This window comes from Mesorhizobium sp. PL10 (assembly GCF_053714315.1).
Genome location: NZ_JBSKBR010000018.1, coordinates 1 through 19532, shown reverse-complemented (window position 1 = coordinate 19532; position 19532 = coordinate 1). Strand labels below are relative to the sequence as shown.

At 61.9% G+C, this 19532-nt stretch carries 17 protein-coding genes; 8 read left to right on the top strand and 9 right to left on the bottom strand.

The window, feature by feature from the left end:
• Nucleotides 1–18: 18 nt before the first annotated feature.
• Complete coding sequence (locus ACWGTO_RS24835) at nucleotides 19–1977, bottom strand: acetoacetate--CoA ligase (protein ID WP_454577442.1); 1959 nt, start codon at nucleotides 1975–1977, stop codon at nucleotides 19–21.
• A 328-nt stretch (nucleotides 1978–2305) separates the two neighbouring features.
• Here ACWGTO_RS24835 and ACWGTO_RS24830 point away from each other — a divergent pair, with 328 nt between their 5' ends.
• Nucleotides 2306–4159: an AsmA family protein gene (locus ACWGTO_RS24830; RefSeq protein WP_454577441.1), complete on the top strand. Its 1854-nt coding sequence runs from the start codon at nucleotides 2306–2308 to the stop codon at nucleotides 4157–4159.
• A 67-nt stretch (nucleotides 4160–4226) separates the two neighbouring features.
• Here ACWGTO_RS24830 and ACWGTO_RS24825 read toward each other — a convergent pair whose 3' ends face one another.
• The 7 genes from ACWGTO_RS24825 to ACWGTO_RS24795 all read right to left on the bottom strand — a co-directional run bounded on the left by ACWGTO_RS24825 (nucleotide 4227) and on the right by ACWGTO_RS24795 (nucleotide 12303).
• Nucleotides 4227–5045, bottom strand: a complete 819-nt coding sequence (locus ACWGTO_RS24825) for an ABC transporter permease (RefSeq protein WP_454577440.1) — start codon at nucleotides 5043–5045, stop codon at nucleotides 4227–4229.
• A complete protein-coding gene (locus tag ACWGTO_RS24820) occupies nucleotides 5042–6007 on the bottom strand; it encodes an ABC transporter permease subunit (protein ID WP_454577439.1) in 966 nt (321 codons plus the stop codon). Before ACWGTO_RS24820 ends, ACWGTO_RS24825 begins: the two co-directional genes overlap by 4 nt.
• Nucleotides 6008–6016: 9 nt before the next feature.
• Complete coding sequence (locus ACWGTO_RS24815) at nucleotides 6017–7156, bottom strand: ABC transporter ATP-binding protein (RefSeq protein ID WP_454577438.1); 1140 nt, start codon at nucleotides 7154–7156, stop codon at nucleotides 6017–6019.
• Nucleotides 7157–7239: 83 nt separating this feature from the next.
• On the bottom strand, nucleotides 7240–8337 hold the full coding sequence (locus tag ACWGTO_RS24810) for a polyamine ABC transporter substrate-binding protein (RefSeq protein WP_454577437.1): 1098 nt from the start codon (nucleotides 8335–8337) through the stop codon (nucleotides 7240–7242).
• Between the two features lie 366 nt (nucleotides 8338–8703).
• On the bottom strand, nucleotides 8704–9657 hold the full coding sequence (locus tag ACWGTO_RS24805) for a DMT family transporter (protein WP_454577436.1): 954 nt from the start codon (nucleotides 9655–9657) through the stop codon (nucleotides 8704–8706).
• A gap of 161 nt (nucleotides 9658–9818) precedes the next feature.
• Nucleotides 9819–10718 (bottom strand): DUF2167 domain-containing protein, encoded by a 900-nt coding sequence (locus ACWGTO_RS24800; protein WP_454577435.1) that lies wholly within the window; start codon nucleotides 10716–10718, stop codon nucleotides 9819–9821.
• 151 nt (nucleotides 10719–10869) lie between these two features.
• The gene (locus ACWGTO_RS24795) at nucleotides 10870–12303 is read right to left on the bottom strand and encodes a helix-turn-helix domain-containing protein (RefSeq protein WP_454577434.1); all 1434 of its coding nucleotides are present in this window, start codon (nucleotides 12301–12303) and stop codon (nucleotides 10870–10872) included.
• A gap of 247 nt (nucleotides 12304–12550) precedes the next feature.
• Between ACWGTO_RS24795 and aceA the strand changes: the two genes are divergently transcribed.
• The 3 genes from aceA to ACWGTO_RS24780 all read left to right on the top strand — a co-directional run bounded on the left by aceA (nucleotide 12551) and on the right by ACWGTO_RS24780 (nucleotide 14882).
• Complete coding sequence (gene aceA, locus ACWGTO_RS24790) at nucleotides 12551–13840, top strand: isocitrate lyase (protein WP_454577433.1); 1290 nt, start codon at nucleotides 12551–12553, stop codon at nucleotides 13838–13840.
• Between the two features lie 62 nt (nucleotides 13841–13902).
• On the top strand, nucleotides 13903–14145 hold the full coding sequence (locus tag ACWGTO_RS24785; protein WP_006202762.1) for an SMc00767 family acetate metabolism repressor: 243 nt from the start codon (nucleotides 13903–13905) through the stop codon (nucleotides 14143–14145).
• Nucleotides 14146–14492: 347 nt separating this feature from the next.
• Nucleotides 14493–14882, top strand: a complete 390-nt coding sequence (locus ACWGTO_RS24780; RefSeq protein WP_454577432.1) for a response regulator — start codon at nucleotides 14493–14495, stop codon at nucleotides 14880–14882.
• Between the two features lie 36 nt (nucleotides 14883–14918).
• Here ACWGTO_RS24780 and ACWGTO_RS24775 read toward each other — a convergent pair whose 3' ends face one another.
• Nucleotides 14919–15635 (bottom strand): HAD family hydrolase, encoded by a 717-nt coding sequence (locus ACWGTO_RS24775; RefSeq protein ID WP_454577431.1) that lies wholly within the window; start codon nucleotides 15633–15635, stop codon nucleotides 14919–14921.
• 87 nt (nucleotides 15636–15722) lie between these two features.
• On the opposite strand from ACWGTO_RS24775, the gene ACWGTO_RS24770 reads away from it, so the two are divergent.
• The 4 genes from ACWGTO_RS24770 to ACWGTO_RS24755 all read left to right on the top strand — a co-directional run bounded on the left by ACWGTO_RS24770 (nucleotide 15723) and on the right by ACWGTO_RS24755 (nucleotide 19471).
• Nucleotides 15723–16547 carry a hypothetical protein gene (locus tag ACWGTO_RS24770; RefSeq protein ID WP_454577430.1) on the top strand — a complete coding sequence of 275 codons (825 nt, stop codon included), beginning with the start codon at nucleotides 15723–15725 and terminating at the stop codon, nucleotides 16545–16547.
• A 29-nt stretch (nucleotides 16548–16576) separates the two neighbouring features.
• Nucleotides 16577–17518, top strand: coding sequence for an ATP-grasp fold amidoligase family protein (locus tag ACWGTO_RS24765; RefSeq protein ID WP_454577429.1), 942 nt, complete (start codon nucleotides 16577–16579; stop codon nucleotides 17516–17518).
• A 102-nt stretch (nucleotides 17519–17620) separates the two neighbouring features.
• Nucleotides 17621–19057 (top strand): glutamine synthetase family protein, encoded by a 1437-nt coding sequence (locus ACWGTO_RS24760; protein ID WP_454577428.1) that lies wholly within the window; start codon nucleotides 17621–17623, stop codon nucleotides 19055–19057.
• A 48-nt stretch (nucleotides 19058–19105) separates the two neighbouring features.
• Entirely contained in the window at nucleotides 19106–19471 is a 366-nt protein-coding gene (locus ACWGTO_RS24755) for a four helix bundle protein (protein WP_454577427.1), read from the top strand.
• Nucleotides 19472–19532 lie beyond the last annotated feature (61 nt).

The window sequence follows — 19532 nt, the reverse complement described above, 5'->3', positions numbered from 1 at the left end:
TAACCATAGCGGCGGCGGTCACTCCGCCAGCTGCGGTAAATCCTTGAACAACTCCAGCGCTTCCGGATTGGCCAGCGCTTCCTTGTTCTTGATGGCGCGACCGTGCACGACGTCGCGCACCGCAAGCTCGGTGATCTTGCCGGATTTGGTGCGCGGGATGTCGGTGACGGCAACGATTTTTGCCGGCACGTGGCGCGGGCTGGCGCCTGTGCGGATCTTCGCCCGGATGCGCTTTTCCAGGTCCTCGTCCAGCGTCACGCCGGCGGCCAGCCGCACGAACAGCACGACGCGTACGTCATTGTCGAAATCCTGGCCGATGCACAGCGCTTCCAGGATTTCCGGCATCTGCTCGACCTGGTTGTATATCTCCGCCGTGCCGATGCGCACCCCGCCCGGATTGAGCGTCGCGTCGGAGCGCCCATGGATGATCATGCCGCCATGCGCCGTCCATTCGGCGAAGTCGCCATGGCACCAGACATCGTCGAAGCGCTCGAAATAGGCCGCCCGGTATTTCTTGCCCTCAGGGTCGTTCCAGAAGCCGATCGGCATCGACGGAAACGCTCTTGTGCAAACCAGTTCGCCCTTCTCGCCGCGGATCGGCCTGCCGTCGTCGTCCCAGACATCGACGGCAAGGCCAAGGCCGGGCCCCTGGATCTCGCCGGTCCAGACAGCTTGCGTCGGCACGCCGAGCACGAAGCAGGAGACGATGTCGGTGCCGCCCGAGACCGATGCCAGATGGACGTCGCTCTTGATGCCCTCATAGACGAAGCGGAAATCCTCAGGCGAAAGCGGCGAGCCGGTGGAGGAAATCGCCCGCACGCTCGACAGATCATGGCTGCGGATCGGCTTCAGCCCGGCCTTGCGCACGGAATCGATGAATTTGGCCGAGGTGCCGAAGAAGGTCATCTTCTCGGCATCGGCGAAGCTGAACAGCACATTGCCGTCGGGGTAAAAGGGCGAGCCGTCATAAAGCAGCAGCGTCGCTCCCGAAGCCAGGCCCGACACCAGCCAGTTCCACATCATCCAGCCGCAGGTGGTGAAGTAGAAGAAGCGGTCGCCTTCGAGCAATCCGGCATGCAGCCGATGTTCCTTGACATGCTGGATCAGCGTTCCGCCAGCCGAATGGACGATGCATTTGGGGATGCCGGTGGTGCCTGACGAAAACAGGATATACAGGGGATGAGAGAACGGCAGCCGCTCGAAGGTGACAGGCTTGGCAGCGAAAGGTGACAGCGCCTCTTCGAGCGCGACGGCCTTGTCGATGATCCCTGCGATGTCGCGCGACGTGCCGAGATAATCGACGATCAGCACCTTGCCGACGGTTTCGAGTTTCCCGGCAACGGCAGCAATCTTGTCGGCGACCTCGATTGCCTTGCCATTGTACCAATAGCCGTCCGGCGCGATGAAGATGACCGGTTCGATCTGGCCGAAACGGTCAAGCACGCCCTGTTCGCCGAAATCGGGAGAGCAGGACGACCAGACCGCGCCGATCGAGGCGGCCGCCAGCATGGCGGCGACGGTCTCCGGCATATTGGGCATCATCGCCGCGATACGGTCGCCCTTCTTCACCTTGAGCGACAGGAAAAGCTGCTGCAAGCGCGAGGTCAGCTGGTGCAGTTCGGTCCACGACAGCCGCCGCTCGATCTTGTCCTCGCCGCGAAAGACGATGGCGTCACCGGAACCGGTCTTTTTCAGCAGGTTCTCGGCGAAATTCAGCGTCGCATCGGGGAAGAAGGCGGCGCCGGGCATCTTGTCGCCGTCGACGAGCACCGTCTCGCCCTTGTCGCCGACAATGCCGCAAAAGTCCCACAGCAGGCTCCAGAAGCCTTCGCGATCCTCGACCGACCAGCGGTGCAGTTCGGCGTAAGAGGCCAAGGATGTGCCGATTTTGGCTGCCGCCGCCTTCGTGAAGGCGGTTAAGGGCGCTGCGTCAATCTGGTCTTGCGTCGGGGTCCAGAGCGGTGCTTCGGCAGCCATGATCGATCCTCCTTGAAGCCCGTCGCGTCGCAAGACTGATATGCTTTTGTTTCTATGCATGTCGCTGTCCCGGAACCGCTGCACACTTCCGTGCGACATGCATTAGCCCCAGCCTTACAGGCGCAGCTGTCCCAAAAACGCCGCGCCTCGTAGCAGGCTGGAGCTGCACCGCTTATGCCTATCGCCCTGCGGCAGAGCAAGATTTTGTTCAGCTAAACTCGGTCACATGTGCGCAATTGCCATCGCCGAGCCATAAAGACTTGAAATGCGTCAGCGCTGGGTTACACCCGTCGGGTGATTTTGGCGGAATGAAAGCATACGGGGCGATATGCCATCACCTTTGATCCGGCGCGGAATATGGGCGATCGGCGTTGCCGTGCTCGTCATCGCGCTGGTCGTCGCCGCTCTGCCGCTGATTGCCTCGACCCGGATCGTGCGCGACCGCATCGCCTGGGAGATGAGCGCATGGAGCGGTTTCAGGGTCACCATTGACGGTTCGCCGCGCATCGAGGTGTGGCCGAAGTTCCGCGCCATCTTGAGCGACGTCACGCTGTCTCAGTGGACCGAGACCGACGCGCCGCCGGTGATCGAAGCCGAGCGGGTCGAGGTCGACCTTTCCGCCATGGCGGCGCTGCAGGGCGATGTGGTGTTTTCGACCGCACGGCTGGTGAGGCCGACGATCCGAGTTCAGCGCACCGCAAACGGGATGTTTCTGCCCGCCGTACCGACGGGAGGACGCATCACGCGCTCGATTGACACCGCGCGCGGCGTGGTGAGTGCGGATCCGTCCAAGCCCGATCTGAGCAAGCTGCCGACCGATCCGTTCGGTACGGTGGAGTTCAGGGACGGCCGCATGGTCGCCTCCATCGGCGGCAAGGACGTCGAATTGCTCACAAGCCTGTCCGGCCAGGCGAGCTGGGCGGCGATGAACAGCAACGCGACCTTGTCGGCGACCGGCATCTGGCGCGGCGAGAGTGTAACCGTCGATGCGTCCTCGGCCAATCCGCTGGTTTTGTTTGCCGGCGGTGCTGCGCCAATCACCTTTTCGTTCAAGGCTGCGCCGGCCAGCTTCTCGTTCGACGGCACGGCCGGCATGTCGCAAAATGCCTATTTCGACGGCCAGGCGAAATTCGCCGCGCCCTCGCTCAGACGCGTGCTGGAATGGTTGCAGGCCGGCATTGCCCCTGGTACCGCGATCGGTTCCGTCTCGATTTCGAGCAAGATCACGGCGACCTCCGGCCGCGTGAAATTCGAAAACACCGCGGTTGCGCTCGACAATAACCCGGGAATGGGTGCGCTGGACTTCTCGTTTGGCGACGCCCTGCCGGTGATGTCGGGCACGCTCGCCTTCGACACGCTCGATCTCAGGTCGCTGTTCTCGGCCTTCACGCCGCTGGCGCCGACCGGCGAAACCGGGCCCGGCGAGATCGACACCAGCTTTGCCGACCGCGTAAATCTCGATCTGAGGCTATCGGCGGCGCATGCCTCGGCCGGCGCGATCCAGCTTGCCGACGTCGCCGCCACCGCGCAGGTCAAGAACGGTCTTGCCGTCTTCGATATCTCCGATGCGTCGGCCTTTGGTGGCAACATCCAGAGCAGCCTGCGTTTCGACCGCAAGCCCGAGGGTTCGCAGGTCGAGATCCGGCTGCTCGCCTCCGATATAGACGGCGGCGCTTTTGGCAGCGCGGCCGGAATGACACGGCTGGTGCCGGCCAGCACCGGCACGGTCTCGGTCATTCTCAAAGGGCCTGGCAAATCCTGGGACTCGATCTTCGAGAACGCCGACGGCTCGGTCTCTGCGACGTTCGGGCCGGGCGCGCTGAGCGGGCTCAATTTGCCGGCGTTTCTGAAGCACACCGAACAGGGCGGCTTCTTCGCGCTCGACGATGTCTCGGACGGGACGCTGCCGATCGACGGCGCCGAGCTCAAGGCCACCATCTCGAAGGGCGTGGCGCGGTTGGACAAGGCCGAGGCCAATTCGGCGAAATACAAGATCTGGCTGTCCGGCATCGCGTCCTATGGCGGACGCGGGCTGGCTCTGTCGGGCGGCGTTACCCAAGCCGATCCGGCGGCAGCACCCGCCAATGGCCAGCAGGGGCCCAACCAGTCGTCCTTCTTCGTCGGCGGCACCTGGAGCACACCGTTCATCTCGCCGATCAGCCGCGGCATTTCAGGCGAATAGGCAGCCCCTCGCCTGGGGCTGCCGTGCTCTGTTTGTTTGACGCAACTCCGGACGGAATTGCTCTGGATCAACCGCGTTGAGCGGCCTGCTCATCGAGTTGACGTTGCACCTCGCGCCGCTTGTTGGCGACCGAGGCGATGATGACGCCTACCGCCACGACCGCGATCAAGATGGTGCAGGCGGCGTTGATTTCCGGCGTCACGCCGAGACGAACCTGGCTGTAGATCTTCATCGGCAGCGTGGTGGCGCCGGGGCCAGAGGTGAAACTGGCGATGACCAGATCGTCGAGCGACAGCGTAAAGGCCAGCATCCAGCCGGACACGATGGCCGGCATGATGACCGGCAGCGTGATCTGGAAGAAGGTCTTCACCGGTGTTGCGCCGAGATCCATCGCAGCTTCCTCCAGCGACCGGTCGAACGAGACAAGACGCGACTGCACGACAACGGCCACAAAGCACATGGTCAGCGTGATGTGGGCAAGCGTGACGGTGAGGAACCCGCGGTCGAGACCGACGGCGACGAAGAGCAAAAGCAGCGACAGGCCGGTGATCACTTCCGGCATGACCAGCGGCGCAAACACCATGCCGGAAAACAGGATGCGACCGCGGAAGCGGGTGTAGCGGGTCAAGGTGAGGGCGGCCAGCGTGCCGAGCGCGGTCGCTACCGTCGCCGAAATGACGCCGACGCGCGCGGTCACCCAGGTGGCGTCCATCAGGCCCTGATTGTGGAACAGCGAGACGTACCATTTGGTCGAGAAGCCGCCCCAGACGGTGACCAGTTTCGATTCGTTGAAAGAAAAGACGATGAGCAGCACGATCGGGAGATAGAGGAAGGCAAAGCCCAGCACGACGGAGGTGACGTTGAAGCGGCTCCAGGTGGGGTTCATTTGTCCTGCTCCTGGGCGCGTGCCTGGGCCCGCTGGAAGAACATGATCGGTACAATCAGCAACAAGAGCAAAATGACCGCAACCGCCGACGACACTGGCCAGTCGCGATTCTGGAAGAACTCATTCCACAGCGTCTTGCCGATCATCAACGTCTGCGATCCGCCGAGCAGGTCTGGAATGACGAACTCGCCGACCGCCGGGATGAACACCAGCAGGCAGCCGGCGATGACGCCGGGCAGCGACAGCGGGAAGGTGATCTTCCAGAAGGCGCTGGTCGGCGGGCAGCCGAGATCCTTTGCGGCTTCGATCAGCGAGTAATCCATCTTTTCCAGCGACGAATAGAGCGGCAGCACCATGAATGGCAGGTAGGAATAGACGATGCCGATGAAGATCGCATAGTAGGTGTTGAGGATGACCAGACGCTCGTCGATCAGGCCGGTGGCGAGCAGCAGCTGGTTGAGCAGGCCTTCGGGTTTGAGGATGCCGATCCAGGCGTAGACGCGGATCAGGAATGATGTCCAGAACGGCAGGATCACCAGCATCAGCAAGGTCGGGCGGATCGTCGACGGCGCCCGCGCCATGCCGTAGGCGATGGGGTAGCCGACGAGCAGCGTGAGCACGGTCGAGATCGCGGCGATGATAACGCTGGTCACATAGGCCTTGAAATAGAGCGCGTCCTGCGTCAGCAAGGCATAGTTGTCGAAGCTGAGTTCGCGCAAGCCGGAAAACCAACCGGAAATGCCATCCTTGAAGTCGAGCACTGGCGTGTAGGGCGGCATGGCGATCGCCGTCTGCGACAGCGATATCTTGAAGACGATGATGAACGGGATGAGAAAGAAGAACAGCAGCCAGAGGTAGGGAACGATGATGACGAGCCGGCTGAGGAAGCCGGCGCCGAGCCGCGTCAGCAATGGTTTGGCCGCTGTCGATGGGCCGGCGTCGGTGATGGCGATGTTGGACATAGCCGCCACCTACCGCGTCAGGACAACGCCGGCGTCGGGCCGGAAGGAGATCCAGGCGCGGTCGTTCCAGGTCAGCGGATCCTCGGTGACGCGCGCCGCATTGAGTGCGCTTGCCCTGATGATCTGCCCGTCATCCAGCCTGACGTGGTAGACGGTCATGTCGCCGAGATAGGCGACGTCGTAGACTTCGCCCTCCAGCGCATTGACGGCGTCCGCCGGCTTCTTCGACGTTACCTTGATCTTCTCCGGCCTGATGGCGAAGACGATGTCGGAACCGGCCTTTGAATCGGTGCTGTTTTCGACGACGATCTGGGCGCCTGTCGCGCCGGTGATACGCGTGGTGTTTGCCGCCCGCTCGGCGACCTTGCCTTCGAACATGTTCACATTGCCAACAAAGTGCGCGACGAAGCGCGAGCTAGGCGCCTCATAGACTTCGGCGGGCGTGGCGACCTGCATCACCTCGCCCTTTTCAAGGATGGCGATGCGGTCGGCCATGGTCATGGCCTCCTCCTGGTCGTGGGTAACGACGACAAAGGTGAGCCCCAGCGTCTGCTGCATATCCATCAGCTCGAACTGCGTTTCCTCGCGCAGCTTCTTGTCGAGCGCGCCGAGCGGCTCGTCGAGCAGCAACACTTTCGGCCGCTTGGCAACCGAGCGGGCGAGCGCGACGCGCTGGCGCTGGCCGCCGGACAATTGGTGCGGCTTGCGCTTGGCGAACTGCTCGAGCTTGACCAGCTTCAGCATCTCGGCGACGCGCTTTTCGATGTCCGGCGCCGGCATGCCTTCCTGCTTGAGGCCGAAGGCAATGTTCTTTTCCACCGTCATATGCGGGAACAGCGCATAGGACTGAAACATCATGTTGACCGGGCGGCGGTAGGGCGGGATGCCGCGCAGGTCCTGGCCGTCGAGAAGGATGCGGCCGGCGGTTGGCTCCTCGAAGCCGGCAAGCATCCGCAGCAGCGTCGACTTTCCGCAGCCCGACGCGCCGAGCAGGGCGAAGAACTCGCGCTCGAAGATGGTCAGCGAGAGATTGTTGACGGCGGTGAAGTCACCAAACTTTTTGGTGACGTTGTCGAATTGAATATATGGCTTGGCCTTCGGGTCGTTCCATGGCGCGAAATCCCTGCGGATGCTGCCAAGCGATTTCATGTCCCACTCCGTCCTGTTTTTTTGCTTCTTGCCCCAGAGAAGAATGGCCCCGGCAGGTGACTGCCGGGGCCATGTCGCATTGCTTACTGGCCGGTGACGATCTTGGTCCAGCTGCGCGTGATCAGACGCTGCGTCTTGGGATCGTAGGGCTGGACCGTATAGAGTTTTTTCAAGGTCTCGGCATCCGGATAGACCGCCGGATCATCCAGCAGCGCCTTGTCGACGAACTGCTGCGAAGCCTTGTTGCCGTTGGCGTACAGCACATAGTTGGACGATTTGGCGATCACTTCCGGCTTCATCATGTAGTTGAGGAATTCGAGTGCCTCGGCGACATGCGGCGCATCGGCAGGGATCGCCATCTGGTCGAACCACATTTGGGCGCCTTCCTTGGGCACCGAATAGCCGATCTCGACGCCCTGCTTGGCCTCCACGGCGCGGTTGCGCGCCTGGAAGACGTCACCCGACCAGCCGACCGCCAGGCAGATATCGCCATTGGCGAGCGCGTTGATGTATTCGGACGAATGGAATTTGCGGATGTAGGGCCGCACCTTCAGCAAGGTTTCCTCGGCCTTGGCGATGTCGTCGGGCGAGGTGCTGTTAGGGTCGAGGCCGAGATATTTCAGTGCCGCCGGGATGATGTCGGCCGGCGAGTCCAGCACATAGACGCCGCAGTCCTTCAGCTTGGCCAGGCTGTCGGGATTGAAGAACACATCCCAGCTGTCGATCTTGTCGGTGCCGAGTGCCGCCTGCACTTTCTTGAGGTTGTAGCCGATGCCGACGGTGCCCCACATATAATTGATCGAGTATTCGTTGCCCGGATCGTATTTGGCGGTCCGCTCCAAAACCGTGTCCCACATGTTGGAAATGTTCGGCAGCTTCGACTTGTCGAGCTTCTGAAACACACCGGCCTGGATCTGGCGCGCGAGGAAGTTGCCGCTGGGCACGACGACGTCATAGCCGCTGCCGCCAGCAAGCAGCTTGGTCTCGAGGATCTCGTTGGAATCGAAGGTGTCGTAGACGACCTTGATGCCGGTTTCCTTGGTGAAGTCGTCGATGATCGAACTGTCGATGTAATCCGACCAGTTGAAGACGTTGACGACGCGGTCCTCGGCATGGCCACCGACGGTAAAAAGCGTCAGAAATGCCGAGGTAGCCGAAAGCCAGAGCGCTTTGCGGATCATGCTGTTCTCCTTTGATGAGTGTTCCTTCGCCAATTCGTCGCAGGTTCAGCGCGATTGGGCATTTGCTTCAGAGTATTGAGCTTTCCGGACAGCCACAAGCGCGAACTGCCGGCGCCATTCGGGCGGTTCGACAAGCGGCAGATGATGGCTCTGTGTTCCCGCCTGGCGGGCGCGCCGACACCGTCAGAGGCTGTCGCCGTGGCGCGGGCAGAGATACGACGATGTGATCCGGTCTTGGTCCGACCGGCGGGGACACTTGGCAAGATAAGCCTGTCTTGTTGTTGCCGTGCCCCCAGCCTGCCCGGGTGGCAGCAAGGTTGTCAATGGCCCGCGCGGGGGAAGCGCCTTCAATATGGCCTGGCCGCGTCAATTAGGGGACGGCAGGCCGGTGACGCCGGGCCGCGCCGGTCGCGCCTGCCGCTTGAATTCGAGCCCGATATGGAGGAGCAGCGCGGCAACCACCACCGCGCCGCCGATGATGGTGCGCACCGAGGGCACTTCGCCATGGACAAGCCAGACCCAGATCGGGCCAAGGATCGGCTCGAACGTGCCGAGCAATGCGGCGATCGCCGCAGGGACCAGCCGAGCGCCGGTGGCGAAGAAGGCAAGGCCAAGGCCGAGATTGATGACGCCGAAGGCAAACAGGAAAGCCATGTCGTGGCTGGACACGGCGAACTGCGTGGCTTGCGATGCCGCGAACGCCGCTGCCAGCATCGTGCCGAGGCAGGTCGCCGGCGTCATCCGCACGTGGGCGAAGCGCCGGGTGATGACGGTGGCGATGGAGAACATGACGGCGATCAACAGTGCCAAGCCGTCGCCGATCGGCGATACGGCGCCGTCGAGCGATTCCGACACCATGATGGCGACGCCGGCGATGACGGCGGCGATCGCCACCCAGGTCGCGACGGCGACGCGTTCGCGAAACAGCACCCAGGCAAGCAAGGCCGCCAGCAGCGGCACGCCGGCCTGCATCAACAGGATGTTGGCAACAGTGGTGTAGGCCAATGCGACGACGAAGCACGTCGACGCCGTGGCAAAACAGGCCGCCACGGCGAGGCCGGGCAGGCCCATGTCGCGAAACAATCTGAGCATGCCGCGCCAGCCGTCGCGCCAGGCCATGAAGCAAATCAGGAACGCGGCTGCCCACACCGAGCGCCAGAACACCACCGTCCAGCTGTCAGCGGTGTCGATGAAACGGGCGATGGTGCCGCCAAAGCTCCACATCAGCGCCGACAGGAAGACCAGCAGGAAGCCGACGCGCTCGTCGCGTGGCGAAGCGATCTGCGAAATGGTTGTCGGAGAAGATGCGGTATCGGTCATGAGGTGCGACTGTCGGCTATCTCGGGACGGCATGATGCACAATGGACGACAGAAACGTGCCGCATTCGCCTAGCGCAAAGGCAAAGGCCGGAGGTGATCCAGCCCGGCATTCCCGTTGGCGCACCACCTGCCGGTCGGCGGCAATGCCACCAAACGGGGGCCTACGACGTGCTCTTGTTGCCGCGGATGAAGCGCCAGAGACCGGCCAGCGGAACCAGCAGCAGAATGCCGAATTTCTTCAAAGCGATAAGCGCCACCGCAATGAGGCCCGCCTTTGCGGCCAGCTTTCCGGCAATCAGGCCGCCAATGCCGACAGCGGCGACCGTGTCGGTGCCGGGCAGGAAGTCGGTGTATTTCTTGCCGGTGTTGAAGTCCGCCACGCCGAGCACTTCATCCAGGCTCTGCTTGATCTCCGGCAATTGTTCCACCGTGGCGATGTAGCTCATCACAAAGACGCCTTCCCGGCCAAGGAAACGCACGTCGTAATTGAGCGTATGGACGGTATCTGCGCCGAACTGCAGCTCCTTTGCCCAGTGCAGCCGCTTGTGGACGAAATCATAGACAGGGGGCGAAGCCCAGCCGACCAGCTTGATCGGCTGATAGCCGTCCTTCACCCGCTGGTCGTTGGCCGACAAAGTGTCCGCTTGCATGCTGCTCAACAGTTCGGAATAATCGATGGAGGCGGCGTCGCCATCATCGACATAGCCGATCTTTTCATAGCGAAGCTCGATGCCCCAACCGTTGCCGGCGATGGGTTCGTAATTGACCGGAAAGATCATGCCGAGGGCTTCGTTCGCGGTATCAGGCGGATTGCCCCAAGCCTCGGTCAGGACAGACGTGGCGTCCTTCTTGTCCAGAAAATAGAACTTGTCCTTGAGATCGAGATGGATGCCTTCGGGAAGGTCGACCACGCCGGTCTTCGGCTCGATCTTGTCCAGGAATGCCTTCCCGTCGTCACTATACTGTTGATAGTTCTTGAAGAATTCCGAGGATTTTTCCGCCCCGGCCGGCCCTGCCGAAAGGGCAAGCGCTACGCCAAGCCACAAAGCTTTCCTGTCCATCCTTGAATCCCCCGGCCGCCACGCAGCTTGCCCTTCGAATACCGCAGCGCCGATGCTTAATCAATATTTGGTTCGGCGATGGTTCGAACCGCACTCTATTGTTCAGCGAAATTAAGGAGCACCTACCTTGCGGCCGGCGAGACCTGGAACGTCACTGGAAATCGAAAGCGCTCAAGCCGGTCACCATCTCGTCGAGGCCGAGCGGGCGGGTCACCGGTGGCTCGGCGCGGGCAAGGCAGCCGACGCGTTCGCAGAGCCGGCAAGCGGGACCGATCGCCGTGGCGGCGCCCTGTCCGGTCTTTGCCGACGCCGGCAGCCCCGCGCCATAGACGATCTCGTCGCGAAAGCCGATGTCGCAGCCCAACAGCAGCGCGGTACGGCGCGGGCGCTCCGAGAACGAGCCCTGCGGCCCCTCGAGCGTGCGGGCGATGCAGAGGAACTCGGCGCCGTCAGGCATTTCGACCGCCTCGACCAGGATCTGGCCAGGCAGTGCGAAGGCGGCATGGACCGGCAGCTTCGGACAGCCGCCGCCAAAGCGGCTCTGCGGAAAGCCCTGGCCGCCTGCCTTGCGGAAGCGATTGCCGGCATTGTCGACCTCGAGCATGAAGAACGGTACGCCGGACATGCCGGGACGCTGCAGCATGGTCAGCCGGTTTGCCGCCTGTTCGAAGGAGACGCCGAAACGCGAGCGCAGCACGTCAATGTCGTAGCGGGCCCGAACGGCAGCGGCATGGAAGGCCTGGTAGGGCATCATCAAGGCATGGGCGGCGTAGCGGCCAAGCTCGAAGCGGGCGAGCCGTCGGGCTTCGTCCGTACCGAGCTTCAGCGCCTGGATTTCGCCGGCAACCGCGACCGTCATGCGGATCAGGCAGGCTTCCATGGCGACCTCACGCAACTGGTCGAATGGCGACAGCCGCTCCGACAGAAAAAGACGCTGCGAATGACGGTCATAGCGACGCCGCCAGTTCGGCATCGTGGCGACCGGCAGCACCTTGACGACGATACCGTATTCACGCTTCAGCCAGGCTTTCAGCGCGCCGAACAGATCATCGCCCGGGTCGAGCACCGAGGTGAAGGCCTCGGCCTCTTCCTCAAGTGCTGCAAAATGGTTCGGCCGGCGTTCGAAAATTTCGTGCACTTCGTCGATCGGCAGCCGCGCGCCGGAAAGTGCGGTGGCCCGACCCTCGCGCGCCAGCAGCTCGTTGAGGTCGGAAAGCCGCTCGGCCTGTTCGCGATAGGCGCGAAACAGTTTGATCATCGCCGCCGACGCGTTCGGGGCGGCTTCCGCAAGCTCGATCAGCTCCTGGTCACCCGGCAATTCGCCTGAAAGCAGCGGGTCGCCGAACACTTCCTTCAAAGCCGAGATCGATCCCCTCGCCTCGCCCTGCAGCTCATGCGGGTCGACCTTGTAGACGGAGGCCAGTTTCAGGATCAGCTGCACCGTCAATGGCCGCTGGTTGCGTTCGATAAGGTTGAGATAGGAGGGCGAGATGCCGAGGCCTTCGGCCATCGCCGTCTGGGTTAGTCCCTTGGCGATACGGATGCGGCGGATGCGCGGCCCGGCGAAAATTTTCTGATCGGCCATGGCTGTCCTTGACAGGAATTTACACGACTTGCGCGCGGCGAACGGCGCATCGTCTTTTACAATCGTGACAAATTTACAGCGCCAACCAGTCAAACACAACACAGATTTTCTCTTATTATCGGCTGAGAATGCCGGTTTTCCTCGCTCCTTTCGCAACCGCAATGTAAATGATGTCACACACCGACGGCGCAAATCCTGGATGGCGCGGCGTTGCAAGACACTGACATCGATTGACCTGGAGTGAACAATGACCGATTTTTACAACCTCGTTCCCTCGGCCCCTGAAGGCCGCTTCGACGGCATCGAACGGCCCTATTCGCCGGACGACGTGAAGCGGCTGCGCGGCTCGGTCCAGATCCGCCAGAGCCTTGCCGAAATGGGCGCCAACCGGCTGTGGAAGCTCATCCATGATGAAGACTTCGTCAACGCGCTCGGCGCCATGTCGGGCAACCAGGCGATGCAGCAAGTGCGCGCCGGGTTGAAGGCGATCTACCTCTCGGGCTGGCAGGTCGCCGCCGACGCCAACACCGCGTCGGCCATGTATCCGGACCAGTCGCTCTATCCCGCCAATGCGGCGCCGGAACTGGTCAAGCGCATCAACCGCACGCTGCAGCGCGCCGACCAGATCGAGACTTCGGAAGGCAACGGCCTGTCGGTCGACACCTGGTTCGCGCCGATCGTCGCCGATGCCGAAGCCGGATTCGGCGGACCGCTCAACGCCTTTGAGATCATGAAGGCGTTCATCGAGGCGGGCGCCGCCGGCGTCCACTATGAGGATCAGCTGGCCTCGGAAAAGAAATGCGGCCATCTCGGCGGCAAGGTGCTGATCCCGACCGCTGCGCATATCCGCAACCTCAACGCAGCGCGCCTTGCAGCCGACGTGATGGGCACGCCGACGCTGGTCGTGGCGCGCACCGACGCGGAAGCGGCGAAGCTTTTGACCTCGGACATTGACGAGCGCGACCAGCCCTTTGTCGACTATGACGCCGGCCGCACGGTCGAGGGCTTCTACCAGGTGAGGAACGGCATCGAGCCCTGCATCGCGCGCGCCATTGCCTATGCGCCGCATGCCGACCTGATCTGGTGCGAAACATCCAAGCCCGATCTGGCGCAGGCCAAGAAGTTCGCCGAGGGCGTTCGCAGGCATCACCCGGGCAAGCTGCTCGCCTATAATTGCTCGCCGTCGTTCAATTGGAAGAAAAACCTCGACGACGCGACGATCGCCAAGTTCCAGCGCGAACTCGGCGCCATGGGCTACAAGTTCCAGTTCATCACGCTGGCCGGTTTCCACCAGCTCAATTTTGGCATGTTCGAGCTGGCGCGCGGCTACAAGGCACGGCAGATGGCGGCCTATTCCGAGCTGCAGGAAGCCGAGTTCGCGGCCGAAGCGCACGGCTACACCGCGACCAAGCACCAGCGCGAGGTCGGCACCGGCTATTTTGACGCCGTCTCGATGGCAATCAGCGGCGGCCAGTCTTCGACAACCGCCATGCATGAATCGACCGAGCACGCCCAATTCAAGCCGGCGGCGGAATAACCGGAACAGCATTACCGACAGAGGAAACGCCCAGAACGGGCAAGGGACATAGGAGAAGAAAAATGGCATCGATAAGCCGCGTCAAGGAACGTGCAGAAGAGCAGTCCACCACGATGAGCGTCGACCAGCAGGCGACCATCCGGATGCTGGCCAACGACCTGCACCGGCTCAATCAATCGGTGATGAAGGCAGTCGAGGCGGGCGTCTCGGTGGAACTGGTGCGCTCGGCCCGGCACCATGGCGGCGACGGCAATTGGGGCGACCTGCTGATCCCGGTCATCGTCACGCAGCAGAGCCACGGTTGATCTTCCCTTACGGAAGCTTTGTGCTTACGGAATCTTCTGACACGGCCGTGCACTGGCTGATTTCAACGTCACCCGCGCGTTTTCAGCGCGGGTGACTTTCGCTTTTGCGCATGCACTTAACTACAGTTTAAAAACAGACCTTGGCATCGAGTTTAATATTTCTGGCTATATTTCCCAAGTCCGCCATTTCAGCTTGACATGGCGCGCGATCTCGCGCCATTTGACTCTCGTATTTCAACCCTGCATTGAAGCAGCGCCGAGTGCCCGCCCCGCCCATGTGTCCTGTGAATCGCGAGACCGACACCGCCAGACATCTGAATTCGAAAAGCGAGGATGCGAATTCCGAAATGCTCACGGATTTCTCCCAGGTGCTGGTGGTCGGAAAATCGCCGATCAACCGGGTGGTGGTGTCGAAGATCGTGGAGAAGTCGGGGCTGAAGCCTATCTCTGAGCCGCCTGAGATGGCGACCAAGACGTTGCGAACGGTCATTCCGGGCGCCGTCGTTCTCGACGGCGGCGCGGACAACAAGGACTGCGACGCGCTGATGTCAGCCATCGATGCCTTGCGGCGAGCGTCGGGGCGGTCGCTGCCCTCGGTGATCCTGCTTTCGACCAGAACCGGCACGCCCGAAAGCCTCGGCCTGTCCAGCGTCATCGATGTGGTGGTGACCAAGCCGATTACCACCGAAAGGCTGCAACCGGTGATCGACCGGCTGATCGGTTTCGGGCGCGGCTGATCGCAGTCCGTCGCATTCGAAACCGCAGCGATCCGGTCAACCTTTCCTGTCGATGCTTTCGATCAAAGCCGGCAGTTCACCAAGATCGGCAATCGAGCGGAAGCGGGGAGCTTCGACCGGCGGCTCGACGTGCTCCAGCACCCAGGTCAGTTCGTGCGGCACGTGGACGCCCCAGCTGCCGGCCTCGATGGCCGGCACAACGTCGGACTTGAGCGAATTGCCGACCATCATGCTGTTCTGCGGGCTGCCGCCGTGGCGACTGAAGATCCGGGCATAGGTGGCGGAGCTCTTGTCGCTGACGATCTCGACGGCATCGAACAGGTCGCCAAGGCCGGAGGCCGCCAGCTTGCGCTCCTGGTCGAACAGATCGCCCTTGGTGATCAGCACCAGATGATAGGCGCCGGCGAGCCTTTCCACGGTCTCGCGCGCATGCGGCAGCGCCTCGACAGGGTGGCCGAGCATGTCGCGGCCCGCGGCAAGGATTTCGGCAATGGTCGAGGCCGGTACACGGCCCTCGGTCACCTCGACAGCCGTCTCGATCATCGACAAGGTGAATCCCTTGATGCCGAAGCCGTAGATGGCAAGGTTGCGTTTCTCAGCTTCGAGCAGACGCGCCGAGATGTGCTCGGCCTCGCCATGATCGGCGAGCAGGGCCGCAAAGCGCTTTTCAGTCAGGCGGAAGAACTGCTCGTTCTGCCACAGCGTGTCGTCGGCATCGAAGCCGATGGTTGTCAAATGTTTGAGAGGTTGCATGGTCGACTGCCCGTTTGGGTGAATGTCGTGATGTAGACGTTGTCGCCGGGCACTGCTAGCTAAGGCAAGAGTTGTGGGTGGGGCAATATGACGGAACCGAGCGTCTGGAAGGATAGGCTGGAGCGGATTCTGGCGTCATTACAAGGTCATAATCCAACCGAACTCATCAATGCCATTCGAGATCTCGGTATCGCAATGGGGCACGACGCGGGCGAGGAACTGCTTGACGCCCACCCGGAACTGTTCTCACACCGGCCGGCGCTTACCGCCGCATTCGGCAAGATGGTGCAGGCGCAGGACACCGCCGAGATCAGGCAGATGCTGGATCAGGATCTGGATGGTCCGGCATCGTTCGGACGGATCGCGGCGGGGAAAACAAGCATAGGCGTGCTGTCGTCAAAGGATGCCTATAACCGCCTTGACGAAGTCTTCGATCATGTCGATTTCGATAATTGCCGCCGCGCTGTCATGGTCGGCTGCGGCGGTCGACCATTCACCATGTTCCGTATTCACGACCAGACAACGGTCCCTGAGATCATCGGCCTCGACATCGTTCCCGAAGCCGTCGAAACGGCAAACAGGCTCGCCGCCAAGCTCGGCTATGCGCGCATGCGGGCCGAGTTTTGCGATGGGTGCGATTATGATTACGGCGACGCTCAGGTTGTCTATGTTGCGAGCATGGTTTCGCCCAAGGCAGCCGTCGTGTCTCGTATCGCCGATACCGCGCCAGACACTGTGCAGATCGTGTTGTGGGAGCCAATTTCGCTAGGCAGGCTTTGGGCTGAAAATGCGGAACGCACACTTGACCCCCGGCTTGAGGTCATCGGCCGCACGAGCATTTCGCGAAACATGACCAGAGATGTGTTCGTAACCCGACGAGGCGGTTCATCTTCGACCCGGCAGATGGGCTGATCGTGTCGGCTCTTGGAACGAGCGATCGAGTGATCCTCGCCCTGGCGCGGGCATGGTGCCTGGTGCGCCACCCCATCATTTGCAAACGCACATTCGACCATAGCGGCGTGCTGCCGGATCCGGCGAGACCGGCTTCCTATGCGGACAAGTTCTTGTGGCGAAAGCTTTTCGATCACAATCCGTTTTTCACGACGGCTTGCGACAAGCTCGCCTCGAAAACCTACGCTTTGTCCACCTGTCCAGAACTCAAGACTGCCGAAGTCCTGTGGTCCGGGGACGACGCAACAAAGATTCCGGCGGAGTTGCTTGCCGGCAATGTCGTGGTGAAGGCCAATCATGGCTGCCGCTGGAACATGATGATTCACAACGGTCGGGTGGACAAAGCCACGCTGCGCCGGCGTACAGCTCGCTGGATGCGCCGTCGCTATGGCAGGAAATTCGGCGAATGGGGCTACAGGGACGCCATCAGGCGCATCCTTGTGGAGGAGATGCTGCTCGAGAACGGTGAGCCGATCCGCCTGGAGTACAAGTTCCACGTCTCCAACGGGACGACAGCCTATGTCTACGCGGCACGTCGCGACGAGCTCGGCAACGAACAAAAATGCCATTTCGACCGTGAGGGCAACTACGCGCCACCGCCGCCTGGAAGCGGTCCGCAATGGGTGAAGATTGATCTGCCACCATCTTTCCCGCGCATGCTTGAAATCGCGGAGAAACTGACAACGCCGTTCGATCATATGCGTTGCGATTTCTACGACCTTGACGGCGCCATCTACTTTTCCGAATTCTCGGTCTACCCGCTGTCGGGCAAAGGCATCATCAACACCAGGCTCAGAGACCTGTGCGCAGACAGTTGGGATTTGCGCAAATCCTGGTTTCTGACCGCACCGCAGACCGGATGGCGCAGGCTCTATGCCGGCGCTTTGCATCGATGGCTGGATACGAACGCGCTGCCCGGCAAACCCTTCTAGCCGAAGTCTGTCCCGTTGCTGGCACCACCTATCGGGTGGGCTCCCCTTCCCTTCCATCGCCGGCCACGGCTATACTGCGCAACCCGCAACCCAAACTGGTGAATGATGCCGCCTGCGAAAAAGGAAGTCCGTCCGTCGAACCGCGGAGGACGCGTCCGCACGCCTGCCTTCGTGAAAAATCAACGCGGCGTGAAGAACTGGAAGGAAGTCAGCGCCTGGCTGGAATGGCGCGGCATCGAAGACATAGAATGCATCACACCCGACCAGGCGGGTGTTGCCCGCGGCAAGATGATGCCGTCGAAGAAATTCACCTCCAATACCTCGCTGGCGCTGCCTTCGGCGGTGTTCATGACGACGATTTCAGGCGGATATCCCGAGGATGGCAACGGTTTCCACTATCCGGAGGACGATGGCGACCTGAAGCTGATGCCGGATCTGTCGACCTTGACCGTGGTGCCATGGGAAGAGGACCCGACAGCAGCCGTCATCTGCGACCTCGTCCACCAGGACGGCCGTTCGGTGGAGTTCACGCCGCGCAATGTGCTGAAGCGCGTGCTGGCTGCCTATGACAAGCGTGGGCTGAAGCCTGTGGTGGCGCCCGAGATCGAATTCTACCTGGTGCGCAAGAACCCCGATCCGGACTACCCGCTGACGCCGCCGGTTGGGCGTTCGGGGCGGGCGATCGGCGGCGGCGCCGGCTATTCGATCGCCGGCGTCAACGAGTTCGACGAGCTGATCGACGACATCTACCATTTCTCCGAAAGCCAAGGCCTGGAGATCGACACGCTGATCCACGAGGAGGGCGCCGGCCAGCTCGAGATCAATTTGCGCCACGGCGATCCGATCGAGCTTGCCGACCAGGTGTTCATGTTCAAGCGCACCATCCGCGAGGCAGCGCTCAAGCACGAAATCTATGCCACCTTTATGGCCAAGCCGATCCAGGGCCAGCCTGGCTCGGCCATGCACATCCACCAGTCGATCATCGACAAAAAGACCGGGCAGAACATCTTTTCGGCCGAAGACGGGTCGGAAACCGACGACTTCTTCCACTTCATCGGCGGCATGCAGAAGCATGTGCCGAATGCGCTGGTGATGTTTGCGCCCTACGTCAATTCCTACCGCCGGCTGACGCAATCGGCCTCGGCGCCGGTCAACAACAAATGGGGCTATGACAACCGCACCACGGCGTTCCGCGTGCCGCGCTCGGACCCGGCGGCGCGGCGTGTCGAAAACCGCATCCCGTCTTCCGACGCCAATCCCTATCTGGCGCTGGCGGCGTCGCTTGCCTGCGGGCTGATCGGCATGACCAGCAAGGTCAAGGCCGAGCCTCCGGTGCTGACCACCGCCAACGCAGACGAGATCGACCTGCCGCGCGGCCTGCTCGAGGCCGTCGACCTGTTCGAAGGCGACGAGGAACTCAGCGCCCTGCTGGGCAAGTCCTTCGCCGCCACCTATGCAGCGATCAAGCGGGCGGAGTTCGAGACCTTCATGGAAGTGATCAGCCCATGGGAGCGGGAGTATCTGCTGCTGAACGTTTAGGGGAAGGGAGTAAGGCAGTAGGGCAGTAGGGCAGTAGGATGGCCGGCGATGGCGAAAATCCAGTCGTACAGAGATCTGATCGTCTGGCAGCAAGCAATGGATCTGGCGGTTTCGATTTACGAAGCAACAAGAGCCTGGCCGAAAGATGAACTCCACGGACTGACAAGCCAGACTCGCCGTGCGGCCACCTCAGTTCCTGCCAACATCGCCGAAGGCTACGGCCGCGAAAGCCGAGCCTCGTATCAGCAATGTCTCAGGATAGCCCAGGGGTCGCTCAAGGAATTGGAAACACATCTTATGATTGCGCAGCGCGTCGGGATCGCGTCGAAGGAAGCCGTCGAGCCCCTGATGACCAGCAGCGAGAGCGTTGGCACCCTATTGCGGCTTCTTATCCGCAAACTATCTCCGGAATAGCTGCCCTACTGCCCTACTGCCCTACTGCCCTACTGCCCTACTGCCCTACTGCCCTACTGCC

Coding starts and splice junctions, on each gene's coding strand:
- ACWGTO_RS24775 (WP_454577431.1), bottom strand. CDS start 15,635: ATGCAACCTCTCAAACATTTGACAACCATCGGCTTCGATGCCGACGAC.
- ACWGTO_RS24760 (WP_454577428.1), top strand. CDS start 17,621: ATGATGCCGCCTGCGAAAAAGGAAGTCCGTCCGTCGAACCGCGGAGGA.
- ACWGTO_RS24830 (WP_454577441.1), top strand. CDS start 2,306: ATGCCATCACCTTTGATCCGGCGCGGAATATGGGCGATCGGCGTTGCC.
- ACWGTO_RS24785 (WP_006202762.1), top strand. CDS start 13,903: ATGGCATCGATAAGCCGCGTCAAGGAACGTGCAGAAGAGCAGTCCACC.
- ACWGTO_RS24780 (WP_454577432.1), top strand. CDS start 14,493: ATGCTCACGGATTTCTCCCAGGTGCTGGTGGTCGGAAAATCGCCGATC.
- ACWGTO_RS24835 (WP_454577442.1), bottom strand. CDS start 1,977: ATGGCTGCCGAAGCACCGCTCTGGACCCCGACGCAAGACCAGATTGAC.
- ACWGTO_RS24795 (WP_454577434.1), bottom strand. CDS start 12,303: ATGGCCGATCAGAAAATTTTCGCCGGGCCGCGCATCCGCCGCATCCGT.
- ACWGTO_RS24820 (WP_454577439.1), bottom strand. CDS start 6,007: ATGTCCAACATCGCCATCACCGACGCCGGCCCATCGACAGCGGCCAAA.
- ACWGTO_RS24825 (WP_454577440.1), bottom strand. CDS start 5,045: ATGAACCCCACCTGGAGCCGCTTCAACGTCACCTCCGTCGTGCTGGGC.
- ACWGTO_RS24800 (WP_454577435.1), bottom strand. CDS start 10,718: ATGGACAGGAAAGCTTTGTGGCTTGGCGTAGCGCTTGCCCTTTCGGCA.
- ACWGTO_RS24755 (WP_454577427.1), top strand. CDS start 19,106: ATGGCGAAAATCCAGTCGTACAGAGATCTGATCGTCTGGCAGCAAGCA.
- aceA (WP_454577433.1), top strand. CDS start 12,551: ATGACCGATTTTTACAACCTCGTTCCCTCGGCCCCTGAAGGCCGCTTC.
- ACWGTO_RS24805 (WP_454577436.1), bottom strand. CDS start 9,657: ATGACCGATACCGCATCTTCTCCGACAACCATTTCGCAGATCGCTTCG.
- ACWGTO_RS24770 (WP_454577430.1), top strand. CDS start 15,723: ATGACGGAACCGAGCGTCTGGAAGGATAGGCTGGAGCGGATTCTGGCG.
- ACWGTO_RS24810 (WP_454577437.1), bottom strand. CDS start 8,337: ATGATCCGCAAAGCGCTCTGGCTTTCGGCTACCTCGGCATTTCTGACG.
- ACWGTO_RS24815 (WP_454577438.1), bottom strand. CDS start 7,156: ATGAAATCGCTTGGCAGCATCCGCAGGGATTTCGCGCCATGGAACGAC.